The following is a 15,126-nucleotide window of genomic DNA, read 5'->3' as shown; positions in this document are numbered from 1 at the left end:
AACTTTATGGGGCATTTTCATTGTGGCAAGATACGGTTACCAATTGCTGTTCTGCTGCTTGTAGGCGACCACTTTAACTATTTTTTAAAAAGTAAGTCGTTAACAGTTCAAAACTGTCGAAACTCGGACTGTAGTTTTCCAATTCCCCGAAACCATAGTTCACATGTACAAAAGGTACATATGCGAGTGCACTCTGTTTTTGATCAGACAATGTATCTCCCACATATACGGGATGCTTAAGCTTGTATTTTACGATCAGATCTGCCATGTTTTCATATTTAGATTTGCGGTTTCCACCATGAGTCCGATGATCGACAAAAAACGGTTCCAGACCATGATACTTTAAAAATAACCGGACCACATTTTGATCACAGTTACTGACAATAAAAAGTAAATACCGCTGCTGCAATTTCTCCAGGCCCTCTTTGACACTTTGGTACAAAGGTGCTCCTTCTGTTTGGATCAACCGTTCAGTCTCCGTTTCAACTGTATCTACGATGAACCGAATTTTATCCTGAAACAGATCAGGAATTAAAGCACGAATCACAAGACTTTGTTCCAGACCGATCAATCCAACAATATCTTTCTCACCAATAACAGTATCAACACCATGCAACTGCAACGCCACAGTCCACGCTTTCGCATATAAAGCTGCTGCATTCCATAATGTGCCATCCAGATCAAACAATATACTATCGAATTGAATTATTTCCATGTTTTAAAAAATGGGTGAGCTTCAGTATTTAAAACACATTTATCCAAATCTAAGGCATCTTTCGGTGCAAAAAACAAATAGCAATATTTCATAGTTTCAGCAAAAAAGAAACTCTCTAACGTATCCCATTTCTCCATGGTTTCCACATTTCGGATCTGCACATAACCATTATCCACTTGACAATATTTCTCGATCGATTCAAACATCTGTTTTCCTTGTTCAAAATATTGTGGGTCTTTCGTATAGTGCCATAGATAATACGTAGATTCAATAGCCTCAGGCCTGATCATGTAGTATTTATCAATGATATTCATGCTGCTATAATCAATTGTTTCAGGTTCAAGACCTTTTAAGGTCCACATTTTATAGATACTCTGCTGCAACTTCTTTGCCGATTTAAAATTACGGTCCAAACAAAGAACAGCTCCATAAAAACAATCTAATGCACCAAACCGAGTAGCTGTACGTACACCAGTATCCATATCGGCATATCCATACCAAAATCCCGAGCTTACATCATCGGCCAAGTATTTTGCGATAGCTTTTTTATGGATATCCCACATCCTCTTCAGGTCTTTATCACCAAACAACAACCAGCCTTTCAACAGGTATTCGTAGTAAGCATCGATACGCCCACTAAGATGTGCACTTTTATTAACCCATTCTCCTGTATTGATATTGATTTCTGTACCGACCAAACCGATTTTAGAACGGCGATCAAAAGTTGCTACCACCCCACGTTTACACTTTTCATAATAGATTGGGTTTCCCGTTAATTTACTCAACATACCATATTCCAATAACATGGATCCGATTTCACATGGGTTGGTGATCTCTCCAGAAACAGCACCCGTTTTTAGATTAACCAATCTATAGGGCATACCTGTTTTTGATTCAAAAACAGGTAACATGCGTTTTCCCAAATCCTCCGCCAGTTGTAAAAATCGAGGATCTCCATCCAGCTGGTAAGCAGACAGTAATCCACCCATGATCCTGATGGCAATTTCAAATTGCTGAATTTCCATATCAATATCAAAATTCAATTGAGAAAAAATCAGTTGTTTAGCCTCACCCATCTCTTTTTTTAGCCCCATGACATGCATGGTACTAAATGCATCAACTGGTGTCATCAATAGTGAATGGCTATACCAGTTATGGCCTTTTTTTGCAATAGGATTTACAGCATCCTGCCCTTTAGCATAGCCCATATAAGCAGTCCATCCCTTAATAAATGCCGTTTTCACTCTTTCGGCATACTTTTCATTTTCATCCTGTTTTGAGCTTCTAGCCTGAGCAGTCACGATCAACAAGCCGAATCCGACCATAAGTAGCAGTGTTTTCATCACTAGTTTTATCTGTATCATACGTATTAATTTATTTTAATAATGGATTGATCTGAACCTCACGACTCGGAATTGGAAATTTAAGATTATCTTCTTTAAAAATTGTACCACCAGGAAGTTTAAAGCCGATTAGATCGACCATTTTCTTTGCTTTTGTATCGAATATTTTTTTCGTGCGTACCAGATCAAACCAGATCTTACCTTCAGCACATAGTTCAAAATAGCGCTGTTTTAATACCTCCTCTCGAAATTCGGACTGCGATAATTTTGAGATATCTGCCAGACCAGCACGCTTTCTGATCAGATTGACCGCAGCAAAAGCCGCCTGGTCCGGACTTCCATCTGCTTCATTCTGCGCTTCACTATAAACCAATAACAGATCTGCATACCGCAACAACGGAAAATTCTTGGCCGAATTGGGCGCAGTAGTTAAGATTCCTGGATCCATGAATTTATAAACAGCCCAGGGAAATTCATATTTTTTATCACCGATCTGGATCGCATTCATAAAAAATCCCTGATTATTTCTTCCCCTAAGATCCGCCGGATCATAAGCATCCAAAAAGAACGAACTCGGCGCAAAACCACCAAATTGCAATGCATTTACCAATTTAACTTCTTTAGGCAAGAAATAGACAGGAAGACTGCTGTTAGCATTATTGATCGCATAGTTGGCCATCAAAATATGCTCCTCTTTATTGTCAAAAGCAGGGTTATTCAATTTATTGAACCAGGTCAACTCTTGATCCGATTCGAAAAGTTTATGTTTATTGGACTGTATCACTTCCAATGCTTTGGACTTAGCTAACCCATAAAAAATCTGCTCCTTCAGCAAACCCGCCATACTCAGGTAAGTTTTTGCCAAAAGTGTTTTCACAGCCATCACCGAGACTCTGCCGTTGCCCTGTGTTGTTGCTGGCAAAGGTTGCTGCTCGGCAAATTTAAGATCCGGAACGATAGCCTTTTCAAAAATATCCCGTACCGAACTTTTACCGATCAGTGCATCCGCAGGATTGGCTGTAGGTTCCATTTTTAAAGGCACATCGCCAAAAATATGTACCAGCTGAAAATAAAAATATGCGCGCAGAAAACTCGCCTCAGCCAGCAATTCATTCTTTTTACCTTCCGGCATCTTGACCGCAGGGATATAGCGAAGACAACTGTTAGCTGCTTCAATACCCTTATAGCAACTCTCCCACCAAATTGAAAAATCAGGACTTGACGCATCAAATTTCAGATTGCTGTAGTCTGACGCAAACTGCCACTGCGCTTTATTATCGAAAAGTCCCGTAGGCAGTTCAAGCATGGCATAAGGTATTTCATCATAACCATATTTGTTATAGGGCGCTTTAATATAATTATAGATTCCGATTACTGCCGAATTACATTCTTCCTCATTAGTGAAGAAATTTTTGACCGGGATAGAAGACCGCGCATCCTCTTCCAGCTGAGAAGTGCATGAATGTAAAGAAACACCCAATGTACCAATTAATAACAGTGTATATAATGATCTTTTCATGATTTTAAGATTTAAAAGGTAAGGTTTAATCCCAACGCATATGTACGCGCATTCGGGTAACTAAAATAATCTACACCCTGCGTAAATGTATTACCCGCCGATACCGAAGACAGCTCCGGATCATATCCGCGATATTTCGTACTCAAGAAAAAATTCTGCGTATTTGCCGAAATTTTGAGCCCTTTTATTTTCCATCTGTCCAATATAGCTCGCGGAAAAGAATAGCTGATATTTAGGTTACGTCCGCGGATAAAAGATCCATCTTCTACGAAATGGCTGTCAACATAACCCGATGGATAATCACTGTACAGCGCATCCTGCTGGGTACGGATAGCCGGCACCATGGTATTCTGATGCGAAGGTGTCCAGGCATCATCCAGTAAACTGGCATAACTGTTGAGATAATATTGACGGTCTTCCAGTTCAAAACTAGAGGCATTCACGACTTTATTACCCCTTCTCACCTGTATGGTTGCACTCAGATCAAATTGCTTGTACCGAACTCCTAAATTGATAAAAAGCTCATATTTCGGAAATAAATTACCTAGAATCTTCACATCCTGATCATCATATACGTAGTCTTTATTGACATCATCCCTTTTGATATCGCCAGGTTTTCTATCATACTTGGCAGCTTCAGCAGCTTCGTCAGTACCCCATGTGCCTAAACGTTCATAACCAATTATATCTCCGACCTGTCCCCCTACACGCAATACATTATACACCAGTCCCCCCGGAACACGTCCCGGCAAGATATCGGCATTATTATCACCGAGCCCCAATATTTTGTTGCGGTTAGCGGAAATAGCCAAACCCAGATCTGCCGAAAAATCATTGCTCTGGATCAATTTACCGTTCAATGCCACCTCTATACCTTTATTTTGCACACTGCCGATATTTTGGGTTACACTGTTATATCCCGAAACAAAAGAAGTCGGATTATCGAGCAGTAGATCGGTCGTTTTTTTATGGTAAACATCAGCCACCAAAGTCAATCTATTGTTCAGAAAACCCATATCCACACCTGCATTGATTTGTGCTGTACGCTCCCACTTCAGATCCGGATTAGCAATACTGCCCATAGTCGCCCCCACATACCTTTTACCATCTAGATACACGAGCGTATTGTTATTTAATGTCCCCAGAGACATATAAGGAGAAATACTTGAATTACCCGTTATTCCATAGCTCGTGCGCAATTTCAACTGGTTCAACAGCTCATTAGATTTTAGGAAAGACTCTTCCGAGACGTTCCATCCCAATGCCACAGAAGGGAAAAAAGCATATTTATTGCCGCTGCCAAATTTTGAAGAACCATCAGATCTGCCCGTCAACGTTAATAAATACCGATCGTCATAACTATAGTTGAAACGGGCGTAATATGAGTTTAACAGTTCCTTTCTATAATACGAAGTGGGCGTACCCGGAACAGCACCAGCTGCGAGGTTGTTATACTGAAAATAATCAACAGAAAAACCAGTAGATCCAGCACCAAATCCATCGCCCGTACTGCTCGTCCAGCTTGTACCCAGTACCGCATTGACCCGATGAACTTCAAAAATTTTAGTATAGTTCAAAAAATTCTCAGATTGCCAGTACAACGTTTTACCATAATCGACAGCAGCCCGGCCACTGACATCCACACCCAGATCCAGCAGATATTTAGATGCATAGAACTGATTGTTGGCATCAAAAAACTGCGTTCCAAAGGTCGATTTAAATTCCAGCCCCTCCATCAATTTGACCCGCATATTGGCATTTCCTAAAAACTGATGCTCTGTACGGTTATACTTCAAGTCTTGGAGAAGCTTCACCGGATTATTGGCCGTATAAATTCCTGTTTTATAAAAACCTAGAAAATCACGGTTGCTATTGTAATTATAGCCAAATCCAAAATCTTGCATCGTACTTGTCGATCCATCCGGATACTCGACCGGCAATATCGGGATCATACCTGCCAGCAGCCGTGTTGCATTCATCGAGCCTACAGCATAATCATCGACCTGATTTTTACGATTGTATTGATAAGAAAGATTAGCGCCAATCGTTAACCATTCTCTCAATTTAATATCCGTATTGTAACGGACCGTCCGTTTTTTATAATACGTTTCCCGAAGCAACCCGGTGTCATTGATAATCCCGACACTTAAGAGCTGCTTGGCCTTTTCATTACCTCCCGAGATCGTAAAATAATAAGAAATAGGTGTGGCATTACGGCTAGCTTCCTTTTGCCAGTCGGTATTATACCGCGGTTTGTTGTCTTTACCAAAGAGATCAGGATACAGTGTGTTCAGTTGATCGGTGGGGAAAGCCCCTCTCTTAGGATCATATTCCCATGACCTTTTCATGTAATCCATATATTGGTTTGCATCGAGCATATTTAAGGGGCGTGCAAACTGGTTCAGCCCAAAATTAACCTGTGCCGATACCAGATATTCGCCCACCTTAGGTGCTTTCGTACTGACGATGATCACACCGTTGGAAGCCTGCGAACCATAGATCGCCGTTGAGGAAGCATCTTTCAAAACCTCTATCGACTCAATATCATTGGGGTTGATGGATTGAAAATCTGCACCGATCACGCCATCTACCACAAACAATGGTGCACTCGAGGCATTGATCGAATTGATGCCGCGGATAGTAGCCGATACCCCACCACCCGGGCGACCCGAATTATTGCTAATATTAAGCTCTGGAACACGAGCACCGAGCGCTACCAGCGGATTGGAAACCGGCATTGCCGCCAAATCCTCCCCTTTAATACTAGCGACAGAACCTGTCAGATCTTTTTTACGGATAGAACCATATCCAACAACAACAACTTCGTTTAGATCCTGAGCACTTTCTTTAAGCTGAAATTCAACAATACTCTGTCCTTGATAGATATACTCGAGCGACTGATACCCCATACAGCTCACGACCAATGTATCGTTTGATGAACCATAAAATTGAAATTCACCCTCGTTGTTAGTAGATGTTCCCTGCTGCTGCCCCTTGATCTTTAAATTCGCCAGCGGGATTCCCTTCCCGCGGACATCTGTGATTTTGCCTTTTATCAGCTGCTTTTGCTGCGCATAAAGCGGATTGTTACACATGACAAGGGCCATAGCAACAAGTGATGAAACTTTTGCATTTTTCATAATTTTGAATAAAAGTTTATTATTATTGGTTTATTTATTGGAGAGTTTACACGATCAATTGTGTATTTTTTCGATAGGCAGATGGAGCTTGATGATGAAAATGATTAAACTGATTGTAAAAATGGCTTAAGGTATTAATACCACAATTTTGAGCTATAATTTTAATAGGTACATTCGTTAAGGAGAGTTGCGCTGCAGCATAGTTCATTTTAGCCTTATTAACCAGTTCGGTCAAAGTTAGACCGTAACATTTACGGACACTTCTGTTAACATGGTCTGCATTGCGTTGGCATAGAGCCACAAATCCATGTATCCCCATTTTGAAATAAGCTGGTCCGGTATACTGCTGAACCGCATGGAAAAGCCAACCTGGTATATGACTCGCATTAAAATAACTCTGTTCGTAGATCTTTATAAATCTAAAAATACTTAGCAGTAAACTATCACCATACAGATTTGAACGGCAGGATAGACCATAATGTTCAGCTCTTTTAGTAATCTTTTTAATGGTCTCCATCTCCAGTAAAACAGAAAATGGTTGCTGGCTCTGGTTCCAAAAATAAGCGTCAGAATCATTAAAGTAACGTGTTTTAAAATAGTGCAGCGTTTCTTTCGTAAAGGCAAAATTCATAATAGTTAAGCCATTTTTTCCAGCCAAAAACGCATGTGTATCCGAAGGTCTGATCAGTACGAGATGACCAGGTTGCAACTCAACTTTCTGATCATTTATCAAATGGTATCCACTTCCCTCCTCTACCCAAAATATTTCAGCATAATCATGATTATGCAGTGAAATATCCTGCTTACTGTATACTGTGGTACGGGCCAGATGAAAACACTCACCTGCCTGTACAAAATCACTAAAAGAAAAGCTTTTTAAATCCATATTTCAACAGTTTCATATACTAATTATTCCTAAAGGTAGATCAGCGGATTATTACCCCTATTTTCACCGCGGCAGTGATAGATTTTATGATTTTGATTATGCGGATGTTCTCGATTCAATACCTGGTCAGTATTAAAGTACCTCATCGTATAACCAGTCCTTCTATAGGCACTCCCGTTGGCATTGGCACCATGTACGATGCGTGAATCGTGTAACGAATACATCCCCTGTTTAAGTTCGAACCAAACCACCTGATCTTCCTGAAGCTGCTCAGCATCTTTTATTTCAAGGTTAAAAATTTTATGATCGGTATCCATCTTTTCATAAACTTTCCCTGTTCCCAGATGTGTTCCCGGCAATACCCCCATGCATCCGTTATCCTGAAATGCCGAATCAATTGCCAACCATAAGGTTACGATACCATCAAATCGATCAAATCGACCGTTCCAATACGCACTATCCTCATGCCATGGGGTGCGAGCACCAGAAAAGGCCTCTTTACAGATAAAATGACTGCTCCATAAACCGATATTCGGACCAATGAGCGGTTCGATAATATCCAGTACCTCATCGGCCATCAAAAAAGAAAACAGACGCTCATCCTTCTGGTGCGGAACATCCAGTTCATCCGGTTTTAAATCACCTTTATGCTGCAGGTGTTCTTCAAAAATATGAAATAAAGTATTAAATTTTTCATTGCTGAACAAAGGTTTAGCGGGCAATAGATAACCATTCTCTTTATAAAATTGTACTTCCGCCGTACTTAAATTTTGCTTTTCTTGCTTCATCATTTGTTTATAAATATTTAAGTTAGTTGCTAACCAAGATGCTTTAAAAGCAAATTTTTCATCAAACTATTTTGTTTCCACTGCATTGCCGCTACATCTGTACCCTCTTGTCCAAAAAAATATGGCCTTGGACCAAATTCGCAGGTGATAGGCAGTTTTTTGGTAGGATATGATCTACCATATGACCGAACAATCTCACGCCACCAACTTTGAAAAGTGATCCGGTACCGTTCATTTTCATGATGAAAAGGATCTGCCAATTGCGCTCCTTGTTCATGACCGATGCGCGCATGTATATGCGAACAGCGGGCATACAGCTGTTTCAATATATCTTGGTGATTTTCAAGCATCGACTCGGTCACAACACACCAATGTGAAAAATCGGCGGTCAACATCGTATCCGGACTTTCCTTTAGGTAGTCTAATATCTGCATCGGACCATAACTGAATCTTCCACGATGGATTTCATGACTCAGGGAAGTTGAAGATCCCTGCACCAGTTTCTGACTTTGAGTTAAGAACAATAGATTATCATCGAAAGAAAAATAATCCCTTCCTGTATGACAATTCAACCAAAAAACATCATACTGTAGGCATTCTTCTATCATCCTTAAAAATTGTTCACGCATAATACCTGCATGTGCACCAACCGCATAGGGAAGCTGTACAATCAGTTTTAAATCATAATCATCAAAATATTGCTTCACCTCACCCACATTTTGTAAGAGCGGATTAATGGCAACTTCCACTCCCTCAAAACCATGGCTATGCGCCAGTTTTGCAAATTCAGGATAAGATAAATGTTTCATTCCCCAATAAGGACAGCAACTTACAATTAGGTCTTTCATGTATGAGTAAATATTACTAATCCAAAAATAGTGTGTATAATTTAATTTTAAAACGATTAAATATTAGCCAAATTTGCCATTTCTTTATGCTATAACGACTTCGTAAAGTATATGCATCAATTCAGTTGTTTTTTAGAGTGAAACTTTTGTTTATTTTCAAGAGAGCACTGGCAGAACTGTTGAAGAATTTTGGAAAAAAAATCAATCTAATCAAATCGATATAAGAAGGGAAAATAAATTTGAGAAGATTTTAAAACGGGGAAAAATTAAAAATAACATTGAGTGTGATACAATTATTGATCTTTACAACCATTATTTAGAATCTAATATTCCTTCTAAAGAAGAAATAGATAAAGTAAATGATATGATTACTCAATTTGAGAACCGAAGATCGAAAAGATAAGTTAATATTTTGATCTTTAATGATTCCCTTATCCAATAATGTATCACTCCGGTATGACTTGATAACGTTGTCTTCATCTTAGTTTTACTCCTGGTAGTAGCTGGCCGCACGCTGGCTTTCATGAACCTTTCCGTCCGTAATCTACATACCCACACCAAAATGGTTCAGATTACCTGTCGGACTACGCAAGCCATTAATGATATCCCGAACTGAATCTGCAGAAGAAAATTTGGTTTATAAAGACCGACTTAGTTTGAATAGACTAATAATGCCATTCACAATCTATAAGGGATAGCAAAAAGCTACCCCCCTATAAATTGTGAACCTTTAAAGTGTAGATCTTCTGCTCATTTAAAAAGGAGAAGAATTTAGTCGCTTTTACCTCGCCGTACTCGCCCTAAAAGCCTACTAGTCACAAAACTCACGACTGTTCCTACAATAGCCATCAAAGCTGTTTGCAGTACATCTCCCAAAGAAAAGCTAGCCCAGATCGAGCACAGCGTCCCACCTATAGTACCGATCCGGATATCATTCCATTTCATCCTGAACCTCCTTTTCTTTTTGTGAAGAATCCTCCGCCAGTGGTGGCGACTCCCCTACTCCTTTTTTATCTTTATCATCCATTACGGTCTCCACCACACCAAGCCCCAGCGCGATATATTTAATAATATTCAGTGCCTTGCCCGGCAGTTTTATCGGCGCCATAAGCACCACCTGTAGCGCACGGCTTATTTTTTGAAGTATTTTTTTCATGTTTTTTAATTGTTAGAAGGTTAGTAAGAAGGTTATGAGGTGAGATAGTTAGCAGGTTAGAAACTATTACTCTTAACTCCGTTACCACATCACTCGTTACTTCGTTACTCCTTCACTCGTGACTACTTAATATGTAAAAACACTTCCTGCTCCATATCCCAAAGCGAATAAACCAGAGACTTCAATTTTGCGAGTGCCTTTTTACTTTCCGTACCGCAACCTTCTCCTGTCAGTGTAGTTACCGGAGCGATACAACCTAATAACTGCTTCTGTGCATCGTTGGCCGCATGGATCAATATCGCTTCGCGTCCCAGTACAGCAGGAATTCCGATCTGCTCTCCATGTCTGGTATACTTTCGTTTTTCCAATTTATAACTCCCTACCGGGATACAGCTGAGCCTTGGCAGATTATTGCGCCAGGGCAATTCGATAGTACGGCAGATGACCTCACCTTCAAAAGTAAGTGTACCGTTTGTTCCCTGCTCCCCATAAATCCGTTGGAGATGCAAGATTTTTTTTGTTGACATTTTATTAAATCATCTTGTATTAAAAAATTAGTATTCATTGCCAGTAAAAGCTCATAGTTAAATTTCAGGAAGCAGGCGGTTGCTATCACACAACCACCCACCACCCGAAAAATAATCCCAAAAGCCGAAGGCTTTACCAAAGGCCTAGCGTTCCGACTGCGTAATTTCACCGATGAAGAGGCGTTAAAAATGAATTTCTGTCTGAGTGAAACGAGTTTAAATTCATTTAGCCTCTACGAGGTGAAATAGCAAAAAGGAATGCAGCCTTGACTTTTGTCAAACTTTGTGTCAAGACAACTCTCGAAGAGAATCTTGAGTACCAATAAAATAAAAATCATTAGCGAAAAACGTTTGTCGCCATGTGCCGGCGAAAGAGGCACAAAAGCACTCGATTACGGTATCACGACCTGATGAATGGTCAGCGCATTGTACTGCCCATTAGCCAGTGGATAATAAGCACCGTTCACGAGCTGATAATACCCTGTCCCGACCAGTACCATGACACTTTTATCAGGGTCATGAACAATAGTCGCCGCAATATCCAGATCCATGGGCTGCATTTCACCAAGCATGATATAAGCAGACCGCTGGATCACAGGACGCTGATCTGTTTCATCTCCCGAGAACTCCTGCAGCACCAACGTGTACTGCACATGCGTTGCTCCGCTCAGCTTGGCGATATGCAGATTCGGAATCAATTGCTCGCATGTTAAAAAACCTTCACCGCTAAAATTGTCGAAGGAAACCGACAACGGTTTTAAGGTGATGTTTTTTAAACTTGCCCGCTGATTACACTCCAGACCATTCAGCAGCACCATGTTCTGCGGTACTAAAACCCGCTCCCCGCGGACACTGACCGGATCCATCTGGATGACTTTTAACATCCGGCTCGCCAGCCTGGAGCTAAATTTGTTGTCCGCATTTTCAAACAGCACATCGCGCAACAGATCGCGCAGCTTTTTGCCTTCCTGCTGGGCTCTGCCAAATTCACTGCCGTTCTCACGGGTACGTGCAAATGCTGGATCATTGGCAATACGGTCGCCCGATACACCGGTTTTCATACGTGCCTGATAACCCACACTTTTCGATTTGTAAAAGGAAAGATCCCCGATCGTTCCATTTAATTTGATTAAACTTTCTACTCTTGCCATGACATTATTGTTTTGACACTGCTAAGATGATCATCAGTACAAAAGCACTGGGATCAAAAGCGGATAAAAGGGGAAAAATGCGGAATAATGATACTGAATTGATACGATAAATTGCCGAAAATGTACCAAAATGAGAATAAAAATATTTTATACAGAAAAAACTTATCTTAGTAAATGAATAACCAATAACATCATTTTCTGGGGAGGAATTAAACCTAATCTGCAAAGCTTAAGGAATAAAGCATGCTTTAAACTTGGACGTTACCTCGTGATAAAGCATGGCATAAGCGTATGTAAAGCGTAGATAGAGCATAGATACAGTGTAAAAACAGTATGTTTCATGCACTTATGACACACTTACCACGCACTTAGCGTGTGCGCATACTATACATAGGCAAATAAGCTTTATGCGTGCTTGATTACTGCTTTATACCAGCTTAACAGGTGGTTTGATAGGATATGTTTGTCTGCGGGAATGACAATCACGAACAATCCAGATGATCGGATTATCAAAAGATCATCCCTCTAAAAACCAGGATAACATGAAAAATAACGATCGTTTATGCATATACCCCAAAGAAGCAGCTGTAATATTGGGGCGTACAGAAAAACACACCTACAAAATCTTTCAATCCATACGCGATTGCTACGGACTGAAAGCAAACCAGTATGTCAGCATCAGCATATTTGCGGACTATACCGGATTACCGGAAGAAGAAATTAGAAAACTACTGCTCTAATTAGCTTTAAATAGAAACAGCTGGAGAGGACTGTTTTTAAACAAGCTACCCTGAAAAGTAAAGGCAGGAATTATTTACTTCAATAAGCAACAAAAAAAGACTGCCTTTTTGTTGGACAGTCTTGTAAAAAAATTGACCCATAAGGGATTGCTAGTATTATTTCAAATTATCTTTAAAAAAGGTTTCCAATCTGTCAAAAGGAATTTTATCCTTTTTATCGTATAGATCGACATGATCGGCACCAGGTATAATGACCAGTTCTTTGGGTCCCGAAATCATTTTATAAACATCTTCAGAATAATAGCGCGAATGCGCATTTTCTCCAGCAATAAGCATGACCGCACGAGCTCCGATCATTTCAATGTTTGCATGCATCGGAAAACTAAAAAATGACATCGGTGTTGTAGCTGTCCATGCTGTTGTAGAATTGATTGATCTGGCATGAAAACCACGCGCTGTTCTATAATAGTCAAAGAAAGAGGCTAGTACAGGATCGGGATTAGCAGGTAACGTTTCAGGAAGTATATGTAATCCCTTTATCATATTGCCTTTTTCATCAAATGGTACTTCATGCAGACCCACTGCATAGTTTCCATTCTCCGCATCTTTCCAACGTTGCTGACTTAGGTAATCGACAACTTTTTCACGCTGCTCTTGAGTATAACTGTGTTGATGGCTTCGGCTGATACTACGGGACATATCGTACATCGAGGCCGTAGCTACCGCCTTGATCCGAGAATCGCTTGTCGCTGCCGTAAGCGCCATACCACTCAGACCACAGATCGCCATTAGACCTATACGATTTCGGTCAACAGTAGGCAATAGTCCAATATAATCTACCGCAGCACTGAAATCTTCCGTAAAGATATCAGGCGAAGCGACACCGCGAACCTCGCCCCCGCTTTCCCCCGTAAAAGAAGGGTCAAAAGCTAAGGTCACAAATCCTCTGGAAGCCAGTTCACTGGCATATAAACCAGATGATTGTTCTTTTACAGCTCCAAACGGCCCGCTCAATACCAAAGCAGGTAGTTTTTCATTCCCCTTATTTTTCGGTGTATACAGATCTCCGGAAACCATGATTCCATAACGGTTCTTAAAAGTAATTTCTGTACGATCTACCTTGTCGCTCAGTTGAAACGTATAATGTTCCTGATCTTCCATTTCTTTTTGATTTTGAGTTAATAACGTCTGACCATGAGATTGCCCCAATAGCATCAAAGAAGCCGTTATTAAAATTGATCGCTTTTTCATCATTTTATTTTTCTAATTATGAAGATCAACCTTCACACACTATTGTTCCAGCAGTTCAAAATATACGTTCTTTACAGTACCTGTAACATTGATTACATCCATACCCTCGGTTATTTTCCCTATCCTGATCAAGTCTCGGGAGCCTGAATAACTGCCATAAAAAATAGCAATATTACCCCATGGAGCATATACATTTATATCTCCAATCTTTGGATCGCTGACAGCTTTTCGTTCTGTTGTAGATAATTTTTTCGGTGGGTAGAATATCTTTTCTTTACCAGCGAAGTCCTCCATATCAACATTTAAAGGTAGTTGGGCAATGAAATCTTTTGTGGTAGGATTTTCATACAAAATTGCCGTGATCACCTTATCTCCCTTAGTTATTTTCAATTTCATAACTTTTTTGTTTGCTAGAGTGTCCCTTTGGATTTCATTTTTAACCCTATTTTCCGATGGCATACAGGCACTGCTCTGTAAGCTGGTAAAAAGGAATAGCAGCATATAGATCATCCTTTCCATCACTATTCAATGCGCTTCAGCATTTTCGCTGGGATCCCCCCGAAAACGCAGTTGTCAGGTACATCTTTTGAAACAACTGCACCTGCCGCGACAACAGCATTTTCGCCAATGGTCACGCCTGCCAGTATAGTCGCATTTGCTCCGATCCATGCATTTCTTTTAATGTGAATGTGGCCAGGAACCAGCGATTGTCTGTCTTTAGCGGCTATCGGATGACCCTCCGACAGCAAACTTACTTTGGGTGCGATCTGCACATTGTCTTCTATCGTGATACCGCCCAGGTCCAAAAAAACGCAATCAAAATTGATAAAAACGTTTTTACCGATCTTGGTATGTTTCCCATAGTTGATATACAAGGGTGTAAAAACCGCCGTATTTTCATCAATTTCTGTTGCTGTAATCTGCGACAAAAAATTGCGTACCTCGGCAGGATCATCAGCACTGTTCATCTGGAGAAGCAACTTTTTTGTAGCAAAGGAAGCTTCCCTCAATTTATATGCTTCGGGATCACCAGCTGGTACAGTTTCACCGTTTCGCAAGCGT

Annotated in this window: 14 protein-coding genes; 1 reads left to right on the top strand and 13 read right to left on the bottom strand. The window is 40.4% G+C overall.

What is annotated here, in order from left to right; genetic code table 11:
• Window positions 1-73 precede the first annotated feature (73 nt).
• From JAZ75_RS15100 to JAZ75_RS15055, 10 genes are all read right to left on the bottom strand, one after another.
• Window positions 74-715, bottom strand: a complete 642-nt coding sequence (locus JAZ75_RS15100; RefSeq protein ID WP_045754034.1) for an HAD family hydrolase — start codon at window positions 713-715, stop codon at window positions 74-76.
• Window positions 706-2,079, bottom strand: coding sequence for a glycoside hydrolase family 47 protein (locus tag JAZ75_RS15095; RefSeq protein ID WP_208696415.1), 1,374 nt, complete (start codon window positions 2,077-2,079; stop codon window positions 706-708). The genes JAZ75_RS15100 and JAZ75_RS15095 overlap by 10 nt, the downstream gene beginning before the upstream one ends.
• Before the next feature lie 10 nt (window positions 2,080-2,089).
• Window positions 2,090-3,577 (bottom strand): RagB/SusD family nutrient uptake outer membrane protein, encoded by a 1,488-nt coding sequence (locus tag JAZ75_RS15090; RefSeq protein ID WP_208696413.1) that lies wholly within the window; start codon window positions 3,575-3,577, stop codon window positions 2,090-2,092.
• An 11-nt stretch (window positions 3,578-3,588) separates the two neighbouring features.
• A complete protein-coding gene (locus tag JAZ75_RS15085) occupies window positions 3,589-6,717 on the bottom strand; it encodes a SusC/RagA family TonB-linked outer membrane protein (RefSeq protein ID WP_208696411.1) in 3,129 nt (1,042 codons plus the stop codon).
• Between the two features lie 46 nt (window positions 6,718-6,763).
• Window positions 6,764-7,603 carry a helix-turn-helix domain-containing protein gene (locus JAZ75_RS15080; protein ID WP_045756391.1) on the bottom strand — a complete coding sequence of 280 codons (840 nt, stop codon included), beginning with the start codon at window positions 7,601-7,603 and terminating at the stop codon, window positions 6,764-6,766.
• 29 nt (window positions 7,604-7,632) lie between these two features.
• On the bottom strand, window positions 7,633-8,394 hold the full coding sequence (locus JAZ75_RS15075; RefSeq protein WP_208696409.1) for a phytanoyl-CoA dioxygenase family protein: 762 nt from the start codon (window positions 8,392-8,394) through the stop codon (window positions 7,633-7,635).
• 26 nt (window positions 8,395-8,420) lie between these two features.
• Window positions 8,421-9,239, bottom strand: a complete 819-nt coding sequence (locus tag JAZ75_RS15070) for a sugar phosphate isomerase/epimerase family protein (RefSeq protein ID WP_208696407.1) — start codon at window positions 9,237-9,239, stop codon at window positions 8,421-8,423.
• 931 nt (window positions 9,240-10,170) lie between these two features.
• The gene (locus JAZ75_RS15065; protein WP_208696405.1) at window positions 10,171-10,395 is read right to left on the bottom strand and encodes a hypothetical protein; all 225 of its coding nucleotides are present in this window, start codon (window positions 10,393-10,395) and stop codon (window positions 10,171-10,173) included.
• 122 nt (window positions 10,396-10,517) lie between these two features.
• Window positions 10,518-10,922 carry a DUF5675 family protein gene (locus JAZ75_RS15060; RefSeq protein WP_208696403.1) on the bottom strand — a complete coding sequence of 135 codons (405 nt, stop codon included), beginning with the start codon at window positions 10,920-10,922 and terminating at the stop codon, window positions 10,518-10,520.
• A 392-nt stretch (window positions 10,923-11,314) separates the two neighbouring features.
• Entirely contained in the window at window positions 11,315-12,073 is a 759-nt protein-coding gene (locus tag JAZ75_RS15055) for a hypothetical protein (RefSeq protein ID WP_132771261.1), read from the bottom strand.
• A gap of 542 nt (window positions 12,074-12,615) precedes the next feature.
• Here JAZ75_RS15055 and JAZ75_RS15050 point away from each other — a divergent pair.
• The gene (locus tag JAZ75_RS15050; RefSeq protein WP_132771248.1) at window positions 12,616-12,813 is read left to right on the top strand and encodes a hypothetical protein; all 198 of its coding nucleotides are present in this window, start codon (window positions 12,616-12,618) and stop codon (window positions 12,811-12,813) included.
• A gap of 156 nt (window positions 12,814-12,969) precedes the next feature.
• Here JAZ75_RS15050 and JAZ75_RS15045 read toward each other — a convergent pair whose 3' ends face one another.
• The 3 genes from JAZ75_RS15045 to JAZ75_RS15035 all read right to left on the bottom strand — a co-directional run bounded on the left by JAZ75_RS15045 (window position 12,970) and on the right by JAZ75_RS15035 (window position 15,122).
• A complete protein-coding gene (locus JAZ75_RS15045) occupies window positions 12,970-14,067 on the bottom strand; it encodes an alpha/beta hydrolase (protein WP_232789211.1) in 1,098 nt (365 codons plus the stop codon).
• Between the two features lie 36 nt (window positions 14,068-14,103).
• Entirely contained in the window at window positions 14,104-14,460 is a 357-nt protein-coding gene (locus tag JAZ75_RS15040; protein ID WP_208696401.1) for a cyclophilin-like fold protein, read from the bottom strand.
• 125 nt (window positions 14,461-14,585) lie between these two features.
• A complete protein-coding gene (locus JAZ75_RS15035; protein ID WP_232789210.1) occupies window positions 14,586-15,122 on the bottom strand; it encodes a DapH/DapD/GlmU-related protein in 537 nt (178 codons plus the stop codon).
• Window positions 15,123-15,126: the final 4 nt, after the last annotated feature.

The organism is Sphingobacterium sp. UDSM-2020 (assembly GCF_016132525.1).
Classification (GTDB): Bacteria; Bacteroidota; Bacteroidia; order Sphingobacteriales; family Sphingobacteriaceae; genus Sphingobacterium; species Sphingobacterium anhuiense.
The sequence above is the reverse complement of the archived record's forward strand: the minus strand, read 5'-3'. Positions and strand labels throughout refer to the sequence as shown.

Excerpts from the sequence above, each read along its gene's own strand:
- JAZ75_RS15075 (WP_208696409.1), bottom strand. The coding sequence starts at position 8,394 with ATGATGAAGCAAGAAAAGCAAAATTTAAGTACGGCGGAAGTACAATTT.
- JAZ75_RS15100 (WP_045754034.1), bottom strand. The coding sequence starts at position 715 with ATGGAAATAATTCAATTCGATAGTATATTGTTTGATCTGGATGGCACA.
- JAZ75_RS15040 (WP_208696401.1), bottom strand. The coding sequence starts at position 14,460 with ATGAAATTGAAAATAACTAAGGGAGATAAGGTGATCACGGCAATTTTG.
- JAZ75_RS15085 (WP_208696411.1), bottom strand. The coding sequence starts at position 6,717 with ATGAAAAATGCAAAAGTTTCATCACTTGTTGCTATGGCCCTTGTCATG.
- JAZ75_RS15090 (WP_208696413.1), bottom strand. The coding sequence starts at position 3,577 with ATGAAAAGATCATTATATACACTGTTATTAATTGGTACATTGGGTGTT.
- JAZ75_RS15060 (WP_208696403.1), bottom strand. The coding sequence starts at position 10,922 with ATGTCAACAAAAAAAATCTTGCATCTCCAACGGATTTATGGGGAGCAG.
- JAZ75_RS15080 (WP_045756391.1), bottom strand. The coding sequence starts at position 7,603 with ATGGATTTAAAAAGCTTTTCTTTTAGTGATTTTGTACAGGCAGGTGAG.
- JAZ75_RS15095 (WP_208696415.1), bottom strand. The coding sequence starts at position 2,079 with ATGATACAGATAAAACTAGTGATGAAAACACTGCTACTTATGGTCGGA.
- JAZ75_RS15070 (WP_208696407.1), bottom strand. The coding sequence starts at position 9,239 with ATGAAAGACCTAATTGTAAGTTGCTGTCCTTATTGGGGAATGAAACAT.
- JAZ75_RS15065 (WP_208696405.1), bottom strand. The coding sequence starts at position 10,395 with ATGAAAAAAATACTTCAAAAAATAAGCCGTGCGCTACAGGTGGTGCTT.
- JAZ75_RS15055 (WP_132771261.1), bottom strand. The coding sequence starts at position 12,073 with ATGGCAAGAGTAGAAAGTTTAATCAAATTAAATGGAACGATCGGGGAT.
- JAZ75_RS15045 (WP_232789211.1), bottom strand. The coding sequence starts at position 14,067 with ATGATGAAAAAGCGATCAATTTTAATAACGGCTTCTTTGATGCTATTG.
- JAZ75_RS15050 (WP_132771248.1), top strand. The coding sequence starts at position 12,616 with ATGAAAAATAACGATCGTTTATGCATATACCCCAAAGAAGCAGCTGTA.